General features: G+C 65.8%; 16 protein-coding genes. 7 read left to right on the top strand and 9 right to left on the bottom strand.

What is annotated here, in order from left to right:
• Positions 1-2: 2 nt before the first annotated feature.
• Entirely contained in the window at positions 3-2,075 is a 2,073-nt protein-coding gene (locus ARADN35_RS0113015) for a putative bifunctional diguanylate cyclase/phosphodiesterase (RefSeq protein ID WP_010462790.1), read from the bottom strand.
• A gap of 165 nt (positions 2,076-2,240) precedes the next feature.
• Between ARADN35_RS0113015 and dbpA the strand changes: the two genes are divergently transcribed.
• The 4 genes from dbpA (at position 2,241) to ARADN35_RS0112995 (ending at position 6,570) form a co-directional block, all read left to right on the top strand.
• Entirely contained in the window at positions 2,241-3,644 is a 1,404-nt protein-coding gene (dbpA, locus tag ARADN35_RS0113010) for an ATP-dependent RNA helicase DbpA (RefSeq protein ID WP_010462789.1), read from the top strand.
• 227 nt (positions 3,645-3,871) lie between these two features.
• Positions 3,872-4,615 (top strand): GntR family transcriptional regulator, encoded by a 744-nt coding sequence (locus tag ARADN35_RS0113005; RefSeq protein ID WP_010462787.1) that lies wholly within the window; start codon positions 3,872-3,874, stop codon positions 4,613-4,615.
• A 122-nt stretch (positions 4,616-4,737) separates the two neighbouring features.
• Positions 4,738-5,748: a tripartite tricarboxylate transporter substrate binding protein gene (locus ARADN35_RS0113000; RefSeq protein ID WP_010462784.1), complete on the top strand. Its 1,011-nt coding sequence runs from the start codon at positions 4,738-4,740 to the stop codon at positions 5,746-5,748.
• 3 nt (positions 5,749-5,751) lie between these two features.
• Positions 5,752-6,570 (top strand): amidohydrolase family protein, encoded by an 819-nt coding sequence (locus tag ARADN35_RS0112995; protein WP_010462783.1) that lies wholly within the window; start codon positions 5,752-5,754, stop codon positions 6,568-6,570.
• 38 nt (positions 6,571-6,608) lie between these two features.
• Here the strand turns inward: ARADN35_RS0112995 and ARADN35_RS0112990 are convergent, their stop codons facing one another.
• From ARADN35_RS0112990 to ARADN35_RS0112975, 4 genes are all read right to left on the bottom strand, one after another.
• Positions 6,609-7,298, bottom strand: a complete 690-nt coding sequence (locus ARADN35_RS0112990; RefSeq protein WP_010462781.1) for an ankyrin repeat domain-containing protein — start codon at positions 7,296-7,298, stop codon at positions 6,609-6,611.
• Between the two features lie 41 nt (positions 7,299-7,339).
• On the bottom strand, positions 7,340-7,837 hold the full coding sequence (locus ARADN35_RS0112985; RefSeq protein WP_010462779.1) for a GlcG/HbpS family heme-binding protein: 498 nt from the start codon (positions 7,835-7,837) through the stop codon (positions 7,340-7,342).
• A gap of 132 nt (positions 7,838-7,969) precedes the next feature.
• Positions 7,970-8,599 carry a response regulator transcription factor gene (locus ARADN35_RS0112980; RefSeq protein WP_010462777.1) on the bottom strand — a complete coding sequence of 210 codons (630 nt, stop codon included), beginning with the start codon at positions 8,597-8,599 and terminating at the stop codon, positions 7,970-7,972.
• Complete coding sequence (locus ARADN35_RS0112975) at positions 8,589-10,130, bottom strand: sensor histidine kinase (protein WP_010462775.1); 1,542 nt, start codon at positions 10,128-10,130, stop codon at positions 8,589-8,591. Before ARADN35_RS0112975 ends, ARADN35_RS0112980 begins: the two co-directional genes overlap by 11 nt.
• Before the next feature lie 119 nt (positions 10,131-10,249).
• Here ARADN35_RS0112975 and ARADN35_RS0112970 point away from each other — a divergent pair, with 119 nt between their 5' ends.
• The 3 genes from ARADN35_RS0112970 (at position 10,250) to ARADN35_RS0112960 (ending at position 13,044) form a co-directional block, all read left to right on the top strand.
• A complete protein-coding gene (locus ARADN35_RS0112970; RefSeq protein WP_010462774.1) occupies positions 10,250-11,188 on the top strand; it encodes a cation diffusion facilitator family transporter in 939 nt (312 codons plus the stop codon).
• Complete coding sequence (gene dtd / locus ARADN35_RS0112965) at positions 11,185-11,640, top strand: D-aminoacyl-tRNA deacylase (protein ID WP_010462771.1); 456 nt, start codon at positions 11,185-11,187, stop codon at positions 11,638-11,640. The genes ARADN35_RS0112970 and dtd overlap by 4 nt, the downstream gene beginning before the upstream one ends.
• A gap of 144 nt (positions 11,641-11,784) precedes the next feature.
• Positions 11,785-13,044 (top strand): MFS transporter, encoded by a 1,260-nt coding sequence (locus ARADN35_RS0112960; RefSeq protein WP_050812507.1) that lies wholly within the window; start codon positions 11,785-11,787, stop codon positions 13,042-13,044.
• Between the two features lie 4 nt (positions 13,045-13,048).
• On the opposite strand, the gene ARADN35_RS0112955 is transcribed toward ARADN35_RS0112960, so the two are convergent.
• The 4 genes from ARADN35_RS0112955 to ybeY form a co-directional block, all read right to left on the bottom strand.
• Positions 13,049-13,789, bottom strand: coding sequence for a sulfite exporter TauE/SafE family protein (locus tag ARADN35_RS0112955; protein WP_010462768.1), 741 nt, complete (start codon positions 13,787-13,789; stop codon positions 13,049-13,051).
• A gap of 294 nt (positions 13,790-14,083) precedes the next feature.
• On the bottom strand, positions 14,084-15,916 hold the full coding sequence (locus ARADN35_RS26325) for an FG-GAP repeat protein (RefSeq protein ID WP_081474623.1): 1,833 nt from the start codon (positions 15,914-15,916) through the stop codon (positions 14,084-14,086).
• A gap of 67 nt (positions 15,917-15,983) precedes the next feature.
• Complete coding sequence (locus ARADN35_RS26320; RefSeq protein WP_081474622.1) at positions 15,984-17,933, bottom strand: FG-GAP repeat protein; 1,950 nt, start codon at positions 17,931-17,933, stop codon at positions 15,984-15,986.
• 136 nt (positions 17,934-18,069) lie between these two features.
• Entirely contained in the window at positions 18,070-18,534 is a 465-nt protein-coding gene (ybeY, locus tag ARADN35_RS0112940; protein ID WP_010462763.1) for an rRNA maturation RNase YbeY, read from the bottom strand.
• Between the last annotated feature and the right edge of the window lie 45 nt (positions 18,535-18,579).

The following is an 18,579-nucleotide window of genomic DNA, read 5'->3' as shown; positions in this document are numbered from 1 at the left end:
CCTCACGCCGAAAAATCGCGCATCCAGCGCTGGAGCGCCTCGGCGTCCAGTGGCACGGACACCACATGCCCCTGGATCAGGTCGCACCCCAGGTCCTTGAGCAATTGCACCTGTGCCGGGGTTTCAACCCCCTCGGCCACGGTCTTGAGCTGCAGGCTGCGGGCCATCTGGATGATGGCCGTGACAATGGCCACGTCGTCGGGGTTGCCGGGCGTGTCCACCACAAAAGACCGGTCGATCTTGAGGCTGTCGATGGGGTAGCGCTTGAGGTAGGCCAGCGACGAATACCCCGTGCCAAAGTCGTCGATGGAGATGCCCACGCCCAGCGCCTTGAGGGCGTTGAGGGTGTCCAGCACCTGGCCGGTCTGGTGCATCAGCACGGATTCGGTCAGCTCGATGCCCAGGTACTGCGGCGCCAGGCCGGTATCGCGCAGCACGGCCGCGATCTCGCCAGCCACATCGCGCTGGCGAAATTCGAGCGCCGACAGGTTGATCGCCACCGGCACCAGGGCCAGGCCCTTGTCCTGCCAGGCCTTGAGCTGGCGGCAGGCTTCGCGCATCACCCAGCGGCCAATGGGGGTGATGAGGCCGCGCGATTCCGAAAACGTGATGAACTCGTCTGGCCCCACCAGGCCGCGCTGCGGGTGGCGCCAGCGCACCAGCGCCTCCAGGCCCTGCAGGGAGCCGTCTTCCAGGCAGATCTGCGGCTGGTAGTGCAGCACAAAGGCGTTGTCCACAATGGCCTCGCGCAGCAGGCGCTCGTGCTGCAGCACGTCGATGGCGCTGGCCTCCATGCTGGGGGTGTAGAACTGGCGGTTGCCGCGCCCGCTGTCCTTGGCGTGGTGCATGGCCGCATCAGCGCAGCGCAGCAGCGCATCACCGGTGGCGGCATGTTCCGGGAAAAGGCTGATGCCGATCGAGGGGGATACCGTCAGCGGCACCTGGCCCAGGGTGAACACGCCGTGCATGGACTCCAGCAGCTTGTCGGCCACCCGGGCGGCATCGTCGGGGCCCTGCACATCGGTCAGCACCACCACAAACTCGTCGCCGCCCAGCCGCGCCACCACGTCGGCGTCGCGCACGCCCTGGCGCAGGCGTTCGGCCACATTGCACAGCAACTGATCGCCCGCATGGTGGCCCAGCGAATCGTTCACCGTCTTGAAATGGTCCAGGTTCACAAAAAGTACGGCTGCACGGCCATGGCGCCTGCGGGCCAGCGAAAGCACCTGCGACAGCTGCTCCATCAGGAAGTGCCGGTTGGGCAATTGCGTGAGGGTGTCGTGCAGCGCAATGAAGGCCTCGCGCTCCTGCGCCTGCTTGCGCGCGGTGATGTCCCGCACCACCACGATGCGGTAGTCCGCATGGTGCATCGGCATGGTCTTGCCCACCACTTCCACGGGAATGGCGTGGCCATCCTTGTGGCGGATGGTGACCTCGTAGGGGTCTTCGCGCCCGGTGCGCGTGTAGTCGAGTGCCACGGCCCGCCATTCGGGGCTGATGAAGTGGAAGATCGAGACGCCCACCACCTCCTGCAGCGCATAGCCTGTCAGGCGGGTGAGTGCCTCGTTGCCGTCGGTGATGATGCCGTCGCGGTGGAACACGATGGCCTCGTCCGTAGCCTCGGTGAACTTGCGCATGCGCTCTTCGCTCTGGCGCACCTGGCGTTCCGCGCGCCAGCGTTCGGTGATATCGGTGATCAGCACAAACGAACCCAACTGTGCCGAGGTGGCGTCGAAGTGCGGGATCAAGTTGACCTCGATCATGCGGACCTCGCCGTTGGGAAGCGTCTGCTCGCGCGTGTACTTCACGTGTTCGCGGCGGGTGGACCGCTCCACATGCGGCTGGATCGCCTGCCAGGCTTTGTCGCCAATGGCCTGCTGCACCGTGAGGCCCAGGATGGATTCGGTCGTGTGGCCGTTGTAGGCCGCGTAGCCCTGGTTGGCGAACTGGCAGCGCAGTGCGGGCACATCGTAGTAGGCCATCAGCGCGGGTATGGAGTCGGCGATCAGGCGCAGCAGCGAGTCGCTAGAGCCCCCTTGCCCGGGGGGATTGGCTGCGTTGGTTGAATCTGGCATATCCCACCCGATGCTGAGAGCGTGTCCCCATCCCGATTGCACGGCAAAGCGGCCCCGTGCAGGCCGCAAATATGTTCTTTCGGTTATAGCCGATACGCCTTACGCGTGCGTAAGGTAGTTGCCCGGATACCGGGGTCTCAATCGCTGGGGCCGGATAATCGGCCCATGACCTCCAAAGAAAACCAAGCCAGCACTGATTTCAGCGCGCTGGCCCTGAGCCCTGCCACGCTGGCCAACCTGCAGCAGCTGGGCTACACCACGATGACGCCCATCCAGGCGGCCAGCCTGCCCCCTGCCTTGCTGGGCAAGGATTTGATCGCCCAGGCCAGTACCGGCAGCGGCAAGACCGCGGCCTTTGCCCTGGCGCTGCTGGCCAACCTCAATCCCCGCCGTTTTGCGGTGCAGGCCCTGGTGCTGTGCCCCACGCGCGAACTGGCCGACCAGGTGACCAGCGAAATCCGCCGCCTGGCGCGGGCCGAAGAAAACATCAAGGTCGTGACCCTGTGCGGCGGTGTGCCGCTGCGTGCGCAGACGCTGAGCCTGGAGCATGGCGCGCACATCGTGGTGGGCACCCCCGGCCGCGTGATGGACCACCTGGAGCGCCAGCACCTGAGCCTGGAAGCGCTGAACACCCTGGTGCTCGACGAGGCCGACCGCATGCTCGACATGGGCTTCTTCGACGACATCGTCGTGGTAGCCAAGCAGTGTCCCAAGGAGCGCCAGACGCTGCTGTTTTCGGCCACGTACCCCGAGGGCATCGCCAAGCTCAGCGCCCAGTTCATGAAGTCGCCCGTGCAGATCACCGTGCAGGCCCAGCATGCCGAGGGCAAGATCGAGCAACGCTGGTACGAGGTGAAAAACAGCGAACGCCTGCACGCGGTGTCGCAGCTGCTCAACCACTTCCGGCCTGAATCGTCCATTGCCTTTTGCAATACCAAGCAGCAGTGCCGCGACCTTGTGGGCGTGCTGCAGGCCCAGGGCTTCAGCGCGCTGGCGCTGTTTGGCGAGCTGGAACAACGGGAGCGCGACCAGGTGCTGGTGCAATTTTCCAACCGCAGCTGTTCGGTGCTGGTGGCCACCGACGTGGCCGCGCGCGGCCTCGACATTGCCAACCTGGCCGCCGTGATCAACGTGGACGTGACGCCCGACGCGGAGGTGCACATCCACCGCATCGGCCGCACCGGCCGGGGCGATGCCGAGGGCCTGGCGCTGAACCTGGCCAGCCTGGACGAGATGGGTTTTGTGGGCAAGATCGAAGTGCTGCAGGGCCGCGAGTCGCGCTGGTTCCCGGTGGCGGAACTGACACCCACGGGCAGCGGCCCGCTGGTGCCGCCGATGGTCACCATCCAGATCATCGGTGGCCGCAAGGAGAAGATCCGTGCGGGTGACGTGCTGGGCGCGCTGACCGGAGAGATGGGCTACACCCGCGAACAGATCGGCAAGATCAACGTGAACGACTTCTCCACCTACGTGGCGGTGGACCGCGCCATCGGCGCGCAGGCGGCGCAGCGCCTGAACCAGGGCCGCGTGAAGGGCAAGACCGTGAAGGCGCGGCTCGTCACGGACTGAGTCGCCAACGTGGGGCCAGCGCCGCTGCGCGGAGGCTGGCTGCGCTGGTAGTAGGTGAATATTTGGGTGAAAACGGCCTTCAGCGCTTGATGGGCGTCATTTGTTGCTATCTATTCGATAGTTAATAAGTCCTGCCCGGCGACGGATTATTCCCGCAGCTGTTTTTTTACACCGTCTGCGGTATTTGCGCGTTGCATCAAGACCTATAGAGGACTATAGTTCTTGGTATGACCACATCCCACAAAGTTGTTGCCTTTGACAGTGTCCCGGGCCTAAGCCGCTACGCCGCCCTGGCTGCTGCACTGCGTGCCCGCGTGGTGGCCGGGGAATGGCCGCCCGGCTCGGCCCTGCCGGCAGAAAGCCTGCTGGCCACGGAGCACCAGGTGGCGCTGGGCACCATGCGCCGTGCACTGGAACTTCTGGTGGCGGAAGGCCTGGTCGAGCGCGTGCACGGCCGGGGCACCTTTGTGCGCCAGGGCATTGCCGGTGCGTCGATGCTGCGGTTTTTCCGGTTTGACAGCGGCAGTGGCGAAATGCCGCGCTCGCGCATCCTGTCGCGCCAGCGCGTGGCGGCACCGGCCGCCGTGGCCCGCAGGCTGGGCCTGGCCACGGGCGAGATGGTGCTGCGGTTGCAGCGTTTGCGCCTGCTAGCCGACCTGCCTTGTCTGCTGGAGGACCTGTGGCTGCCGCTGGATGTGTTCGCGCCCCTGTCCGAAGGCAGCACCGCCGACTGGGACGACCTGCTGTACCCCATGTTCGCGCGCCGCTGCGGCGTGCATGTGCACCGCGCCGTGGACGACATTGGTTTTGCTGTGCTGACAGCCCCGCAGGCCAGCCACCTGGGGCTGGCCGCAGGCCATCCGGGCGTGGTGGTGCACCGGGCCGCCTACGACCTGGGAGGGCGCTGTGTCGAATGGCGCACCACGCGCGGCGATGCACATGCCTTTCACTACACCGTGACTATTACGTGAGCGGCAACCCCTGAGCACTGCCCGGGCCTGGCAAGCCAGTTCCACAGCGCCTACTGGCTTGGGGTTCCCCAGCTTCAGGTGCGGCCCCCTGAACGACTGAAGACTCAACCAAGGAGACCTGTATGCACCATCTGTCCGATCCTCTGAACCCCCCTGGCCTGTCGCGCCGCGCGGCGCTGGCTGCCGTGGGCGCCACCCTGGCCGCCCCCTGGGTGCACACCCGCGCAGCGGGCGTAGGCGGCGGACGCACCGTGACCCTGGTTGTCTCCTACCCGGCAGGCGGCGGTGCCGACCTGATGGCCCGCATCATCGCGCCCCGCATGGCCGAAGCGCTGGGGCAGGGCGTGGTGGTGGACAACAGGCCCGGCGCCAGCGGCCAGCTGGCTGCATCGGCCGTGGCCCGTGCCACGCCCGATGGCACCACACTGCTGCTCGATGCGTCGTCGTTCGCCGTCAATCCATCGCTGTATCCCAAGCTGCCCTACGACAGCAACACCGCCTTTGTGCCGCTGGCCGTGTTGGCGACCTTTCCGAACGTGCTGGTGTGCCATCCAGGCTTCGGCGTCAACTCCGTCAAGGAGGTCATCGCACGCGCCAAAGCCAAGCCCGAGGACGTGGCCTATGCGTCGTCCGGCAATGGCTCGGCCCAGCATCTGGCCGGGGCGCTGTTTGAAGAGCGCACGGGCGTGCGCCTGTCCCACATTCCATACCGTGGAGGCGGCCCTGCCATGAACGACGTGATGGGCGGGCAGGTGCCGCTGTTTTTTGCCAATTTGGCCTCGTCCCTGGGTCACATCCAGGCAGGCAAGCTGCGCCCGCTGGCGGTAACCAGTGCGTTGCGCGCCCGTTCGCTGCCCGATGTCCCCACCATGGCTCAGGCCGGCGTGGCCGACTACGAAGTGCTGGAGTGGAATCCTGTGCTGGCCCCGACGGGCATTGCGCCTGAGGTGCGCACGCAGCTGGTCCATGCCATCCGCAAGGCGCTGGCTGACCCCGAGGTGCTGGGCCGCATCCGCGCGCTGGGCGGCGATGCCTTTCCCGATGCGACCCAGGCCAGTGCAGGCAAGTTCATCCAGGCCCAGCAAGCGCAGTGGGGCAAGGTCATCCGCGAGCGCAAGATCGTGGTGGGCTGACCCATGGGTGCGCTGGCCACATCCGCGCCGTTGCGGGACGCCCAGGAGGGATGGGACACGCACGTGCATGTCTTTGACGCAACCGCCCCGGTCCAGGCCGGGCACTACCAGCCTATTCACCAGCCCCTCGAACGCATAGAGGCCGAAGCCGCGCGGCTGGGTGTCGGGCGTCTGGTGCTGGTGCAGCCCAGTGTGTATGGCACCGACAACCGGCTGGTGCTCGACGCCCTGGTGCGCGAACCGGGGCGGCACCGCGCAGTGGTGGTGGTGGAGACAGACATTGCCGACGACGCGCTACAGACCATGCATGCACTGGGCGTGCGCGGCGTGCGTTTCAATCTGGTGTCCCCCGTGGGCAACGGGGCGCAGGCCATGCAGGCACTGGCGCCCCGCCTGAAGGTACTGGGCTGGCATGTGCAGTGGTATGCGGCACCGGCCCAATTGGCGCAGATTGCCCAGCTGCATGCGCAAACGGGACTGCCCTGCGTGCTGGACCATCTGGCGGGAATGCATGCGGCCCTGGCGCAGGACGATACGGCCTGGCGGGCGCTGGCAAGGCTGGCCGACCTGGGCGCGTGGGTCAAGCTGTCGGGCTGGTACCGCTTGCAGGCCGCGGCACCCTATGCTGAATTGCACGGTGCGATCCGCCGCGTGGCCGGGTTAATGGGCGAGCGGCTGGTGTGGGGTTCGGACTGGCCACATACTGCATTTGCACCGGACGCGATGCCCGCCTACACGAGTGTGTGGGAGCCGGTGGTGAATGCCCTGGGCGCGGCGCACGCCAGCAGGGTGCGCATTGCGGGCGCAGAGTTGTACCGCTGAAGTGGGGGAATGCATCGGCGCGGACGCATCCCGCAAACCTACCTGGCGCCTGCTGCTTCCAGCATTCGTACCATGGCGCTGAAACCCCGCTGGCGCGCCAGTTGCAGTGGCGTGTTGCCCTGCCGATCGGTCAGCGTGTGGCTGGCACCCGCTTGCAGCAGGGCCTGCAGGGTGGCCTGGTGGCGCGGGCCGCCGTTGCCCAGCACGATGGATTCGATCAGTGCCGTCCAGTGCAGGTTGTTCACATGGTCCAGCGGGGCGCCGGCTGCAACCAGCTGCCGCACCACGCCGTCGTGCCCCAGGTGCGCCGCCGCGATGAGGGCGGTGCCATCGTAGCGGCTGGTCACCTGCTTCGCGCTGGCGCCCAGTTGCAGCAGCAGCCGCAACGTGGCCTCGTCGTCGGCCACGGCGGCAATGGTCACGGCGTCGTAGCGGTCGTTTTCCAGCAGGTCCAGCTGGGCACCGGCCTTGGCGAGGGCGCGAACCGCCTCGGCCTGCCGTGCGTACGTGGCCACATGCAACGGCGTGCGACCCTGCGCGTCGCGGGCGTTCAGATCACCCTTTGCGGCAATCAGCTTGTTCAGCGCGGGCAAGTCGCCCCGCGCTGCGGCTGCATGCAGGCCCTGGTAGGCCGCTGTTTCGGCAGCCGTGGGAGGCACCTGGGCGAGGGTGGGGCCGGCGCAGGCCAGCGCAATGGCCAGCGCGTATGCAAGGTTCCAGTGCTTCATGGGTGCTTCCGATGGCGTGCGTTGTAGATGCAGGTAGGAAATTACTTCAGCAGATCCTGCACCTTGGCGATACCCGCCACGGCACATTGCTCGTCCAGGTGGCCGCCGGGCGCGCCGCCCACGCCCACGGCGCCAATCACTTCATTGCCCGCCTTCACGGGCACGCCGCCGCCCAGCAGCAGGTAGCCGGGGATCTGGCCCAGGTTGGCGGCTGCGGGGTTCTTCTGTGAGCCTTCCATGATGGCCAGCGTGGTGTTCTTGGCAGATGCCGAGGTGTAGGCCTTCAAACGGCTGGCTTCCAGCGTGTGGGGGCCTGCGTTGTCGGCGCGCTGCACGGCGCGCACGGTGCCTGCACGGTCCACCACGGTAGCGGTCACGTTGTAGCCGTTGGCGCTGCAGGTGGCGACGGTCTGGGCGGCGATCTGTGTGGCCAGGTCCAGCGACATGTTCTTTTCGGTGCGCACGCCTTCGGCATGGGCTGCGGCGGTGGCGATCAGGGACAGGGTGAGGGCGGCTACGGTGGTGAGGCGGTTTTGCATGGTGTTCTCCGGTGTTTGTGTGTCGGCTCCACCCGTTGTGGCGCCGTGGGAGAACTGTAGAAATTGCCGCCGTTTCTGGCTATTCGTGCCGCTACGTTCACCCCTCCGTAGAACTACGCAGTGCTGGTTGGGTCAGGACGCATCCACCAGCGCCGCATAGCGCCGGATGAGCTGTGCCAGCGACTCCGCCCCCAGCTTGCCAAACAGGTTGGCGCGGTGGGTTTCTACCGTGCGGGGCGAAAGCTCCAGCGCCCGGCCGATTTCCTTGTTGGTCAGGCCCTCGACGATCAGGCCCAGCACTTCGCGTTCCCGGGCCGACAGTTGCGCAAAGCGCTCGCGCGCCTGCTGGTCGGCCTGGTGGCGCTCGCGGGATCGCACATGCTGGCGCACCGCGTTCTGCAGGGCTTCGATGAGCACTTCGTCGTCCACGGGTTTTTCCAGAAACTCCGCCGCCCCGGCTTTGAACGCGCGGCGGCACATCTCCACCGTGCCGTGGCCGGTCAGCAAAATCATCGGCTGGTCCACGCCCTGCGCCAGCAACTGCTCCAGCACCGTGAGGCCGCTGATACCGGGCATGCGCACGTCGAGCACGATGGCGCCAATGCTCGCGCGGTCAAACCCCGCCATGAACGATTGCGGGTCGGCCCAGGTCTGCACGCGCAGGCCCACGGTGCTGATGAGCAGGCCCAGGCCGTCGCGCACGGCGGCGTCGTCGTCCACCAGGTGGATCAGGGGCGAGAGGGAGGGGGCGCTATCGGTCATTGGTGGGCGGCGCTGTGGGCAAGGTCAGCACAAACTCGGCGCCCCGATGGGCTTGGGTGGGCACAGGTGCTTCAGGTGCCAAGGTCAACTGCGCACCCATGGCCTGCGCCAGGCTTTCGCACAGTGTCAGGCCCAGCCCCAGTCCACCGGCGCGCGTGGTGTAGAAAGGTTCGAACAGGTGCTGGCGTGCCTCGGGCGGTATCCCAGGGCCGTGGTCGCGCACCGACAGGGTCACGTGCCCGGCATCCGCGCGCACCATGGTGATGTGCAGCTGGCGTTCGGCGGGCGGCACCTGCTCCAGCGCCTGCAGTGCATTCATCAGCAGGTTGTGGATGATCTGCTGCAGGGCCACGGGCTCGGCCAGCGCGGTGGGCAGGTCGGTGGCAGTGGCTATGTTGGGCACCACACCGCGTTGGGCCAGCTCGGGCTCCAGCAGGTGCAGCGCGTCGTGCACTGCCGCAGGCAGGGCCAGTGGCTGGGCCTGGCCCGCCAGATCAGGGCGTTCCACCAGGCGGCGCAGGCGGCCCACCACGGTGGAGGCGCGGCGCGCTTGCTCCACGGCACGGGCCATGGCGGTCTGGGCGGTGTCGAGATCGGGCGGGTCATCGGCGAGCAGGCGCTGGGCGGCCTGGGTGCTGGACAGCAGGGCGGTCAGCGGCTGGTTCAGCTCGTGCGCCATGCCCGCTGCCAGTTCGCCCAGCGTGTTCAGCCGCGCCACCTGGCCCAGGCGCAGCAGTTCTTCCGCGCGCTGGCGGGCCACGCGCTGGCGCCACAGGGCGCGGCCTGCCGCCCACAGGGCTGCCGTCAGCAGGCACCAGCCGAGCATGCCCCACCAGGGCAGCTCGTGCGGGCTCACGCTGCGGCGGGCCACCACGTCCAGCGGCTGGCTGGGCGCGGCCAGCAGTTTGTGGAAGTCGTAGGTGCGGATGCCGCTGCCCAGGTCTCCCCGGCCCGGCTGCACAAAAAAGGCCTCGCCACCACGCTCCAGCGTCACGCGCACAGGGCTGGTGGTGATGTCCATGGGCCACTCGTCGGCCGGGGTGGTGGTGCGCAGGTCGATGTGCAGTGCATAGCTGGCGGGCATGCCTGCCAGCACCAGGTAGTAGCGGCCTGCTGGCAGATTCAGCCCCGCCATGGCGGCATGGCCGGTGCGGCGCGAGGTGGCCTCTGCCGAAGCCAGCTCTGCCTGCAGCGCGGCGGGCCAGTCGCGTTGCGCAGTGCGCTGCAGCACCGCCAGGATCTGGGGGTACACCGAGGTCAGGCGAGGCAAGGGCGATGTGCTGTTGTCACCTGCTGCTGCGGCAGGCTGCAGCAGCGCCAGCGTGGCCATGATGGCGTCGTGCTGCACCACCCGCTGGCTCAGGAGCCGGTGCACGATGCGGGCGTCGGTCTCGAACGCTGCCTGCAATTGCTGCAATCGGGCCACCGCCAGCCAACTGGCCCCCGCGCAGGCGACCACGACCCACAGCAACAGGCTAGGGAGGTGCAGGGTGCGGTGCGAAAGAAGGCGGCGGCGCCATGCCGGGGTCATGCGCGGATTCTGGCATGGGGATGTTTTGGAGAGCTTGCGGTGCCAACGGTTAAAGCAGTTCTTAAGACGGCTCTGGTGTAATTCTCAATCCGGTTCCTTGCGCTCTTCAAATACTTCCAATGGCTCCTTCCCCCACCAAGTCACACCACTGGCTCACACCTCGCAACTTGCTGTGGGCGTCGATTGCGGTGGCGGTGGTCACCATCGCGCTCAAGACGCTGGCCTGGGTGGTTACCGGCTCGGTGGGGTTGTTGTCCGACGCCATGGAGTCGTTTGTGAATCTTGCCAGTGCCATGTTTGCGTTGGCGATGGTGACGGTGGCCGCAAGGCCTGCGGATGACGACCACCCCTACGGCCACCACAAGGCCGAATATTTTTCTTCGGGGTTCGAGGGCATCCTCATCGTGGGGGTGTCGGCGGGCATCTTGTGGGCGGCGGGCCATCGGCTGATGGACCCACAGCCCATCGAGCAGGTGGGTTGGGGTCTGGGCCTGTCTGTGCTCAGCTCGGCGCTCAACGGCTTTTTGGCATGGCTCATGTTCCGCTCGGCGCGCGAGCACCGCTCCATCGCGCTGGAGGCCGATGCCCGCCATCTCGTGACCGACGTGTGGACCTCGGCAGGCGTGCTGGTAGGCATTGCCGGTGCAGCCGTCACGGGATGGCTGTGGCTCGATGCCCTGGCGGCGATCGCTGTGGCGCTCAATATCCTGAAAGAGGGCCTGGAGCTGGTCTGGCGCTCGTCCCAGGGCCTCATGGACTCGGCGGTGGAACCCGAGGTGCAAGCCACCATCGACGCCACGCTGCAGCAGTTCGTATTGGCGCAACCGCCCGGCGCCGTGCGGTTTGACCATGTCTCCACCCGCCGTGCTGGCCAGCGCCAGTTTGTAGACATGCACCTGCACATGCCCGCCCACTGGACCCTGGGCCACGCCGCCGAACTGCGCGGCCAGGTCGAGCGCGCGCTGATGACGGCCGTGCCCGGCTTGCGTGCCACCATCGAGCTGCTGCCCACCGATGTGGAAGCGCATTTTGACGACCCGAAGGATGAAATGAAGTGATCAGTGTCTTGCAACGTGTGCGCGAAGCGCGAGTCGACGTGGAAGGGCAGACCGTGGGCGCCATTGGCATGGGCCTGCTGGTGCTGGTGTGTGCCGAGCGCGGCGATACCGAGGTCGAGGCCAACAAGCTGCTGGCCAAGCTTCTCAAGCTGCGTATCTTTTCGGACGACGCAGGCAAGATGAACAAAAGCGTGCAGGACGTGGCGGGCGGCCTGCTGCTGGTCAGCCAGTTCACTCTGGCGGCAGATACCACGGGCGGTAACCGCCCGAGCTTCACACAGGCCGCTGCGCCTGAAGAGGGGCGGCGGTTGTTTGACTACTTGGTGCAGTGTGCCCGCGCCGCCCATCCCATCGTGCAGACGGGCCGGTTCGCCGCCGAGATGCAGGTGCACCTGATCAATGACGGGCCGATCACCATTCCGTTGCGCATGGCACCCGCCGCTGTGGCATGAGACTGGCCAGCTGCTGCATTCCTGCAGCGCACATACCCCTCGTGAAAGGGTGCGTGTTCGGGGCGCCGCCGGTGCGTCCTGCGCAATGTCTGTAGGCTCGGGCAACCGCTTTTCCTATCTTCTGAGCCATCTGCCTGCCCAGCCGTGACTGAATCCACCACTCACCCGTCTGTCGGGCCTCTGCCGCCTCCGCGCACCTTGTGGGCCATGTACCTGTGCCTGCTGTCGGCCTTTGCGCTGAGCCAGGCTTACCGCACCGTGACCAGCATCATCGCCACGGGCCTGCAGGCAAACTTTGGCATTTCACCGGACTCTTTGGGCGCGTTCGCAGCTTTGTTTGGCCTCTCCTTCGGCGTGGCCCAACTCCTCATGGGTATCGGTATGGACCTGTATGGCCTGCGCCGCACTGTGCTGGTGGCTTTCCCTCTGGCGGTGCTGGGGGCAGCAATGTCGGCCATGGCGCCCAGCTACGGCTGGCTGATGTTGGGGCAACTGCTGATCGGTGTGGGCTGTTCTCCCGCGTTCCTGGCCTGCACCGTTTTCATCTCGCGCCACTTTCCCGCGCAGCGTTTCGCATTTTTCTCGGGTGTGGGCATGGGCGTGGGCGGGTTGGGGCTTCTCTTTACCGGCACCCCGCTGGCCTGGATGGTTCAGCATTGGGGCTGGCGCACGGGCTTTGCGGTGCTGGCGGTGCTTTCGCTGCTGTCGTGGCTGCTGATTTTTCTGCGTGTGCATGAGCCCACATTGACGCTTGCATCGGAGCGCCCCCGCGAGTCATGGTCGCAGGCGGCGGGCCGATTCGGCAGCTTGTTCAAGGTGCCGCACACCTGGGGCATCCTGGTCCTGGGCATGTCCTGCTACGCGGCCTTCCTGACTTTGCGGGGTTTGTGGCTGGGACCTTTGCTGATGGGGCGCTACGGGTTTTCGCTCATCGAAAGCGGCAACGTTGCCCTGGTGCTGTCGTTGATCGCGCTGTTCGTGCCTGCAGCGTTCGGTCGCATTGATCCGGGGCCTGCCCGGCGGCGGCGTTGGATCACCAACTTTTCGCTGCTCATGGGTAGCCTGTTCTTGCTGATGGCCTTTCTGCACCATGCCACCGCCAATGTGGCGCTCATCTTCCTCATGGGGCTGCTGTCTGGCTATGGTGTGCTGCAGTATGCGGACGTGCGCTCCTCGTATCCCGCTGAAATGACGGGGCGTGCGCTGTCGCTGTACACCATGTCGATGTTCCTGGGCGTGGCGCTGATGCAGTGGCTCACCGGCTTGCTGGCCGCGTGGGCGCAGCGCCATGGATATGAGCCTTATCAAGCTGTCATGATCGGCATCGCCTGCATGCTGGCCGCCGCTTCCACCGCTTTTCGCTTCTTGCCACGCTCGCCGTTGTTGCAGCGCGCCGCCGTGTAGTTCATCAGCCGCGCAGGAAAAACAGCCCCGCCATTACAAGCCCCGTGGCCACAATCCCCCAGCGCAGCCACTGCGCCGGAATGCGCCGCGCCACCCGCGCGCCGCCGTAGCCGCCAGCGGTTGCTGCCACCATCATCATCAGCGCCTGCTGCCACAGCACCACGCCGCCAGCAGCGTAGATCGCCACGGCAATGGCGGTGAGCAGGGCTGACACCCAGTTCTTCAGGCCATTCATGGCGTGGAGGTTGGTCTGCCCCAGCAGACCGAACAGCGCCAGCAGCAGGATGCCCAGCCCGCCGTTGAAGTAGCCGCCATAGGCCGCCACTGCCAGCACCCCCACGGTGGCTTTGGTGGAGGAGGGGTGGCCACCCGCCATGGCCTTGCGCAACTGTGGCCCGAAGGCAAACAGCGCCGTGGCCGCCAGCAGCAGCCAGGGCACCACGCGGCGGAAGGTGGCGTCGGGCGTGACCAGCAACAGCGCCGCACCCGCCGCGCCGCCGATCAGCGACAACACCACCAGCAGCCGCATTGACAGGCCTGGTGGTGGGGCGGTGTCCTCGCGAAATCCCCAGGCTCCGGCCATGTAACCGGGCAGCAGTGCCACGGTGCCGGTGGCATTGGCCATGATTGGGGGTACACCGGTAAAGACCAGGGCCGGCAGCGTCAGAAAGCTGCCGCCCCCGGCGACGGCATTGAGGGCGCCAGCGACGAAGGCGGCGGTGAGCAGCAGGGCGGTGTTAAACATGCACCGATGGTAGAAGGCGGCGCAGCGGTCATTAGTACTGGCGCGGGTGCAACAGTTTTGTCTGCGTACATCCAAGGGCCAACGTCCACATGACAGTTCGTACCGTGTGGCGTTGGCGTTCCGGCTGGAGTTGTGGTCCTTTGCGCCATTGTCCACGGCGAAGCCTGAGGGCGCCGAGGGGCCGGAGGAGTCATCGCCACAGGCAGTCAACCAGCGTCAGCAGCGCGGCTGTAAAAAAGGGTGCCCCGGTACGGGAGATCGAAAGCATGGTGGTGCCCTTCTTCTGGAGGGCGGTCAGTAAAGATACAGCGCACCGTCGAACTGGCTGTCCGCTCCGACGGCCAGCGTGTGTCCATCGGCCGACAAGGCCAGGGTCCGGCCGAAGGCAAGCGACATATTGGTGCTCACGGGCTTTACATAGGCGCGCTGGTTCCAGGTGCTGCCGTCGCGGCGGTAGATATACGCGGCGCCTGCCTGCCAGACGGTGTTGTCGGCTTGGTTGCCATTGATGCCGGTGGCGCTGCTTGCCTCTTGGGGGGCGCCGACGGCCAGTGTGTTGCCGTCAAACGATAGCGCCAGGGCATTGCCGAACACGTCCCCGGTGTCGGTATTGCTGGCTTTGATATAGGCCTGCTGGTTCCAGCCGACGCCGCCTCGCGTGTAGACGTAGGCGGCCCCGGCTCCTTGTGCAGAGTTGTCACTCTGCACCCCCTGGATGCCCGTGGCCTTGCTGGCTTCGCCCTGCGCGCCCACAGCCAGTGTTGCCCCGTCCCCTGAAAGGGCGAGGCGATAACCGAAAAAGTCGTTGGCATCGGTGTTGCTGGCCTTGACGTAAGCCTGCTGGCTCCAGACGCTGCTGCTTCGCGTGAACAGGTATACGGCCCCCGCTTTGTTCGCGGACCTGTCTGTCTGGTTGCCGTTGATGCCCGTTGCCGCACTGCGTTCGCCCAGCGCACCAACCGCCAACGTGTTCCCATCGGCTGAGAGGGCAAGGCTGGTGCCAAATTGCTGGGCGTTGGCGATGACATTGATGAACCCGGGGGTTGTCACGTATTCGGGCGTCTGCTCGGTGTTGCTTGCCTTCACATAGGCCTGCTGGTTCCAGGTGTTCGCAAAACGGCTGAATACGTAAACGGCCCCGGCGGTTGGCATCATGGAATTCGTCTGGTCGCCATGGATGCCGGTGGCGTTGCTGGATTCACCCACCGCGCTTACGGCCAGTGTGTTGCCATCTGCCGCCAGCGCAACACTCCAGCCTAACGATTGGGCCACGCCGGTGTTGCTCGGTTTCACATAGGCCTGTTGATTCCATTGGCTGTTGTTGCGGGTAAAGACATACGCCGCTCCGGAGCTGCCCGGCTTGGAGGTATCCGTCTGGTCGCCGTTGATGCCCGTGGCACCGCCACGTTCCCCAATGGAGCCCACGGCCAACGTATTGCCGTCCGCCGACAGTGCCACACTGAAGCCAAATGACGTTTGGGACGCGGTATTGCTGGCCTTGATGTAAGCCTGCTGGGTCCAGCCGCCGCCGCTGCGCACAAACACCATCACGGCGCCGGAGTCGGACGCTGCGGCGTTCGCCGGATCCCCATTGATGCCGGTGGCGCCGCTGTCGTCGCCCGTTGCCCCCACGGCCAGGGTGCTGCCGTCTGCAGAGAGGGCCACGCTGCTGCCCCATCGTGCCGATAGGCCCGTGTGGTTAGGCTGAATCTGGCCAATGGCTTTCGTGAGGTTGGGCAGTAGCGCGGCGGTAAAGGCACCGCAGCCGCTGGCATCGCAGGCGCGAACGCGGTAGATGGCATTCACCCGCTCGTGCAGCAACTGGGATGTCAGACTGTGTGCGTAAGCGGTGGTTGTAAGGGCGCCGCCGATCTGCGCCGCTGGCTGGGAGCCCGTTGCGCCATCGGGGTCCTCGAACAGTTCATACCTTGATGCGTTAGGGCTGGCATTCCAGCTGAAGTTGTAGGCCTTGACGTCATAGCCCACGGTGAAGCCCGTGGGGGGCACGGGGCCTGAGGGCGCAGGATCAGAGGGCTCGGTGCTGCCGGAGCCACCGCAGGCCGTCAAAGCCAGCGCCAGGGGCGCAGCGAGCAACAATGCGCTCAGACGCCGGGGGATCCATGGCATGGTGGGTTTCCTGGTGGTGATGGCGCGTTGCTGCCCGGCGGAATGGTGCGTGTGGGTCTATCTGTGATCAGTACAGGTACACCGCGCCAACGCCCGCCATGCCCCCGGCGGATATGACGGGTGCCCCGCGGTTGTCGGCCTGGTTGCCCTGGATGCCCGTAGCCAGACTACCTTCACCCGTTGCTCCCACGGCCATCGTGGCCCCGTCCCCCGACAGTGCAATGCTGGCACCGAAGTGGTCCAAGGGGTCGGTGTTGCTGGCCTTCACGTACGCCTTCTGCGTCCAGGCGCTGCCGCTGCGCTGGAATATGTATGCAGCGCCTGCGGCCCCGGCCGACAGCTCAGCCTGGTTGGCGTTGAAGCCTCTTCCGCTGCCGGCTTCAGACGTCGAAGCCACGGCCAGCGTGTTGCCGTCGGCCGAAATCGCCAGGCTCGATCCGAACGCGGCATTGACCCCGGCTTTGCTGGGCTTAATGAAGGCCTGCTGACTCCAATTGGAGTTGCTGCGTGTGAACACGTAGGCGGCGCCAGCACCTATCAGAGAGCGCGGACCGGGTGCCTTGTTGATCCCGTCCGTGTCGCTGGATTCCTTGGGCGCACCCACGGCCAGGGTGTTTCCGTCGGCCGACAGGGCAACGCTGTAGCCGAAGGAGTCGAACGCGTCCGCATTGCTGGATTTCACGTAGGCTTGCTGGCTCCATTGACCGTCGCCGTTGTGGACAAATACGTAGGCGGAGCCTGAGAAGAGGGTGCCGGAGCCGTTCTGGTCGCCGTTGATGCCGCTGGACGTGCCGTGCTCATGTCTGGACCCTACAGCCAGCGTACGCCCGTCTTCCGACAGCGCAAGGGCGCTGCCGAACTGGGTCTGTTCGGCGGTGTTGCTGGCCTTGATGTAGGCCTGCTGGGCCCAGCTAGCGGGGGTGCGGGCGAACACATACACGGCGCCAGCAAATGGCGCGGACGTGTCTTGCTGGTTGCCATTGATCCCTTTGGCATTGCTGGTGTCACCTGGCGCACTCACCGCCAGCACGCGACCATCGGCAGACAGCGCCACGCTGCTGCCGAACTGGGCGGGGTAGCGCACGCCGAAGACCCCGAGTCCAATCACGATATCGGCCTTGGCCTGCGTATTGCTGGCCTTCACGTAGGCATGCTGGCTCCATGCGCCGCTGCTGCGCGTGAAAACGTAGGCGGCACCTGCGCCGGGGGCCAGGGCATTCGTTGGGTCGCCATCAACGCCTCTGGCATTGCTGGACTCGTCGGGTGCACCCACGGCCAGCGTGTTGCCATCGGACGAGAGCGAAACGCTGGTGCCAAACCGGGCGGTGGCAAGTGGAATGCTGCCAAACAGGAGGACTTCCCGGTTGTTGCTGGCCTTGATATAGGCCTGCTGGCGCCATCTACCGGAGGCCCGCGTGAAGACATACACGGCCCCGGCGGATCGGAGGGAGTTGTCGGCCTGGTCGCCATTGATGCCAGTAGATTTGCTGCCTTCATCAGGCGCCCCGACCGCGAGGGTGCTGCCATCGGCTGACAGCGTAACGCTAGCGCCGTACAAGCCCTTGCCCTGGTCACTGTTGCTGGCCTTGAAGTAGCCGATGGCCTTGGCCAGGTCAGGCACCACGGCGCTGGTAAAGGTGCCGCAGCCGCTGGCATCGCAGGCGCGCATTCGGTAGCTGGCGTTCACACGCTCGTACAACAGTTGTGCGGCCAGGCTGTGCGCGTAACTGGTGGGGGCGATGGCTCCACCCACCTGGGCTTCGGGCAAGGGGCCGAGGCCGTCTGGGTCCTCCACCAGTTCGTAGTGTGTGGCGCCTGCCGTGGAGCCCCAGTGGAAAAGGTAGCCCTTGGTGTCGTAGCTGACCGAGAAGCCGGAGGGGGCAGTTGTTTTGTCCAAAGACGCATCGCCACTGCCTTCACCACAGGCGCTGATCGCCAAAGCAGCAAAAACACCCGTTGCACTGAACTGAAAGGCGCGCAGCAGCATGCGCCGTACCTTCACATCTGGTAAGTGCATTATTTCCAACTCCCTGAAAGTTGGAAACTTTTATACCATCTGGTAAAGGAGCAGAAGAATTGATACCTTTTGTTTCCGGGGCGCTTTGGTCTGGGTTCCAAAGACTGGGGCTGAGTGCCCCCCCGTAACAGAGGAGCTATGGACCAGTGGCGTAAGGGTCTGCAAACCCCAGTTCGCCCAGGATGTCCGTTTCGTAGGACTCCATTGCCTGCGCATCTTCTTCACTGGTCTCGTGGTCCCAGCCCTGGGCATGCAGCGTGCCATGCACCAGCATGTGGGCGTAGTGCTCTTCCAGGCTTTTGTTCTGCTCTTTGGCCTCGCGCTCGATCACAGGGGCGCACAGCACCAGGTCGGCAGTCACCACGGGTTCCTGCGTGTAGTCGAAGGTGAGCACGTTGGTGGCGTAGTCCTTCTTGCGGTACTCGCGGTTGAGCTGCTGGCCTTCTTCGGTGCCCACGATGCGTACGGTGATCTCGGCATCGGTGGCCAGCGCGTGGCGAATCCAGCGGGTGACCTTGTGGCGTGGCAGCACGGCGCGGTGCGCGGCCGCACCGTCAAACGTGCCGAACTGCAGCGACAGGGAGAGTTGGTTCAAGGACATTTTTGCTTTTTTTGCCGCCAGCGCTTGATGGATAAGCGCTGATAG

The sequence above is a fragment of the Acidovorax radicis N35 genome (assembly GCF_000204195.1).
In the GTDB taxonomy this organism is placed as follows: domain Bacteria; phylum Pseudomonadota; class Gammaproteobacteria; order Burkholderiales; family Burkholderiaceae_C; genus Acidovorax; species Acidovorax radicis.
Note: the sequence above shows the minus strand (reverse complement) of the source record. Positions and strands in the feature narration are given on the sequence as shown.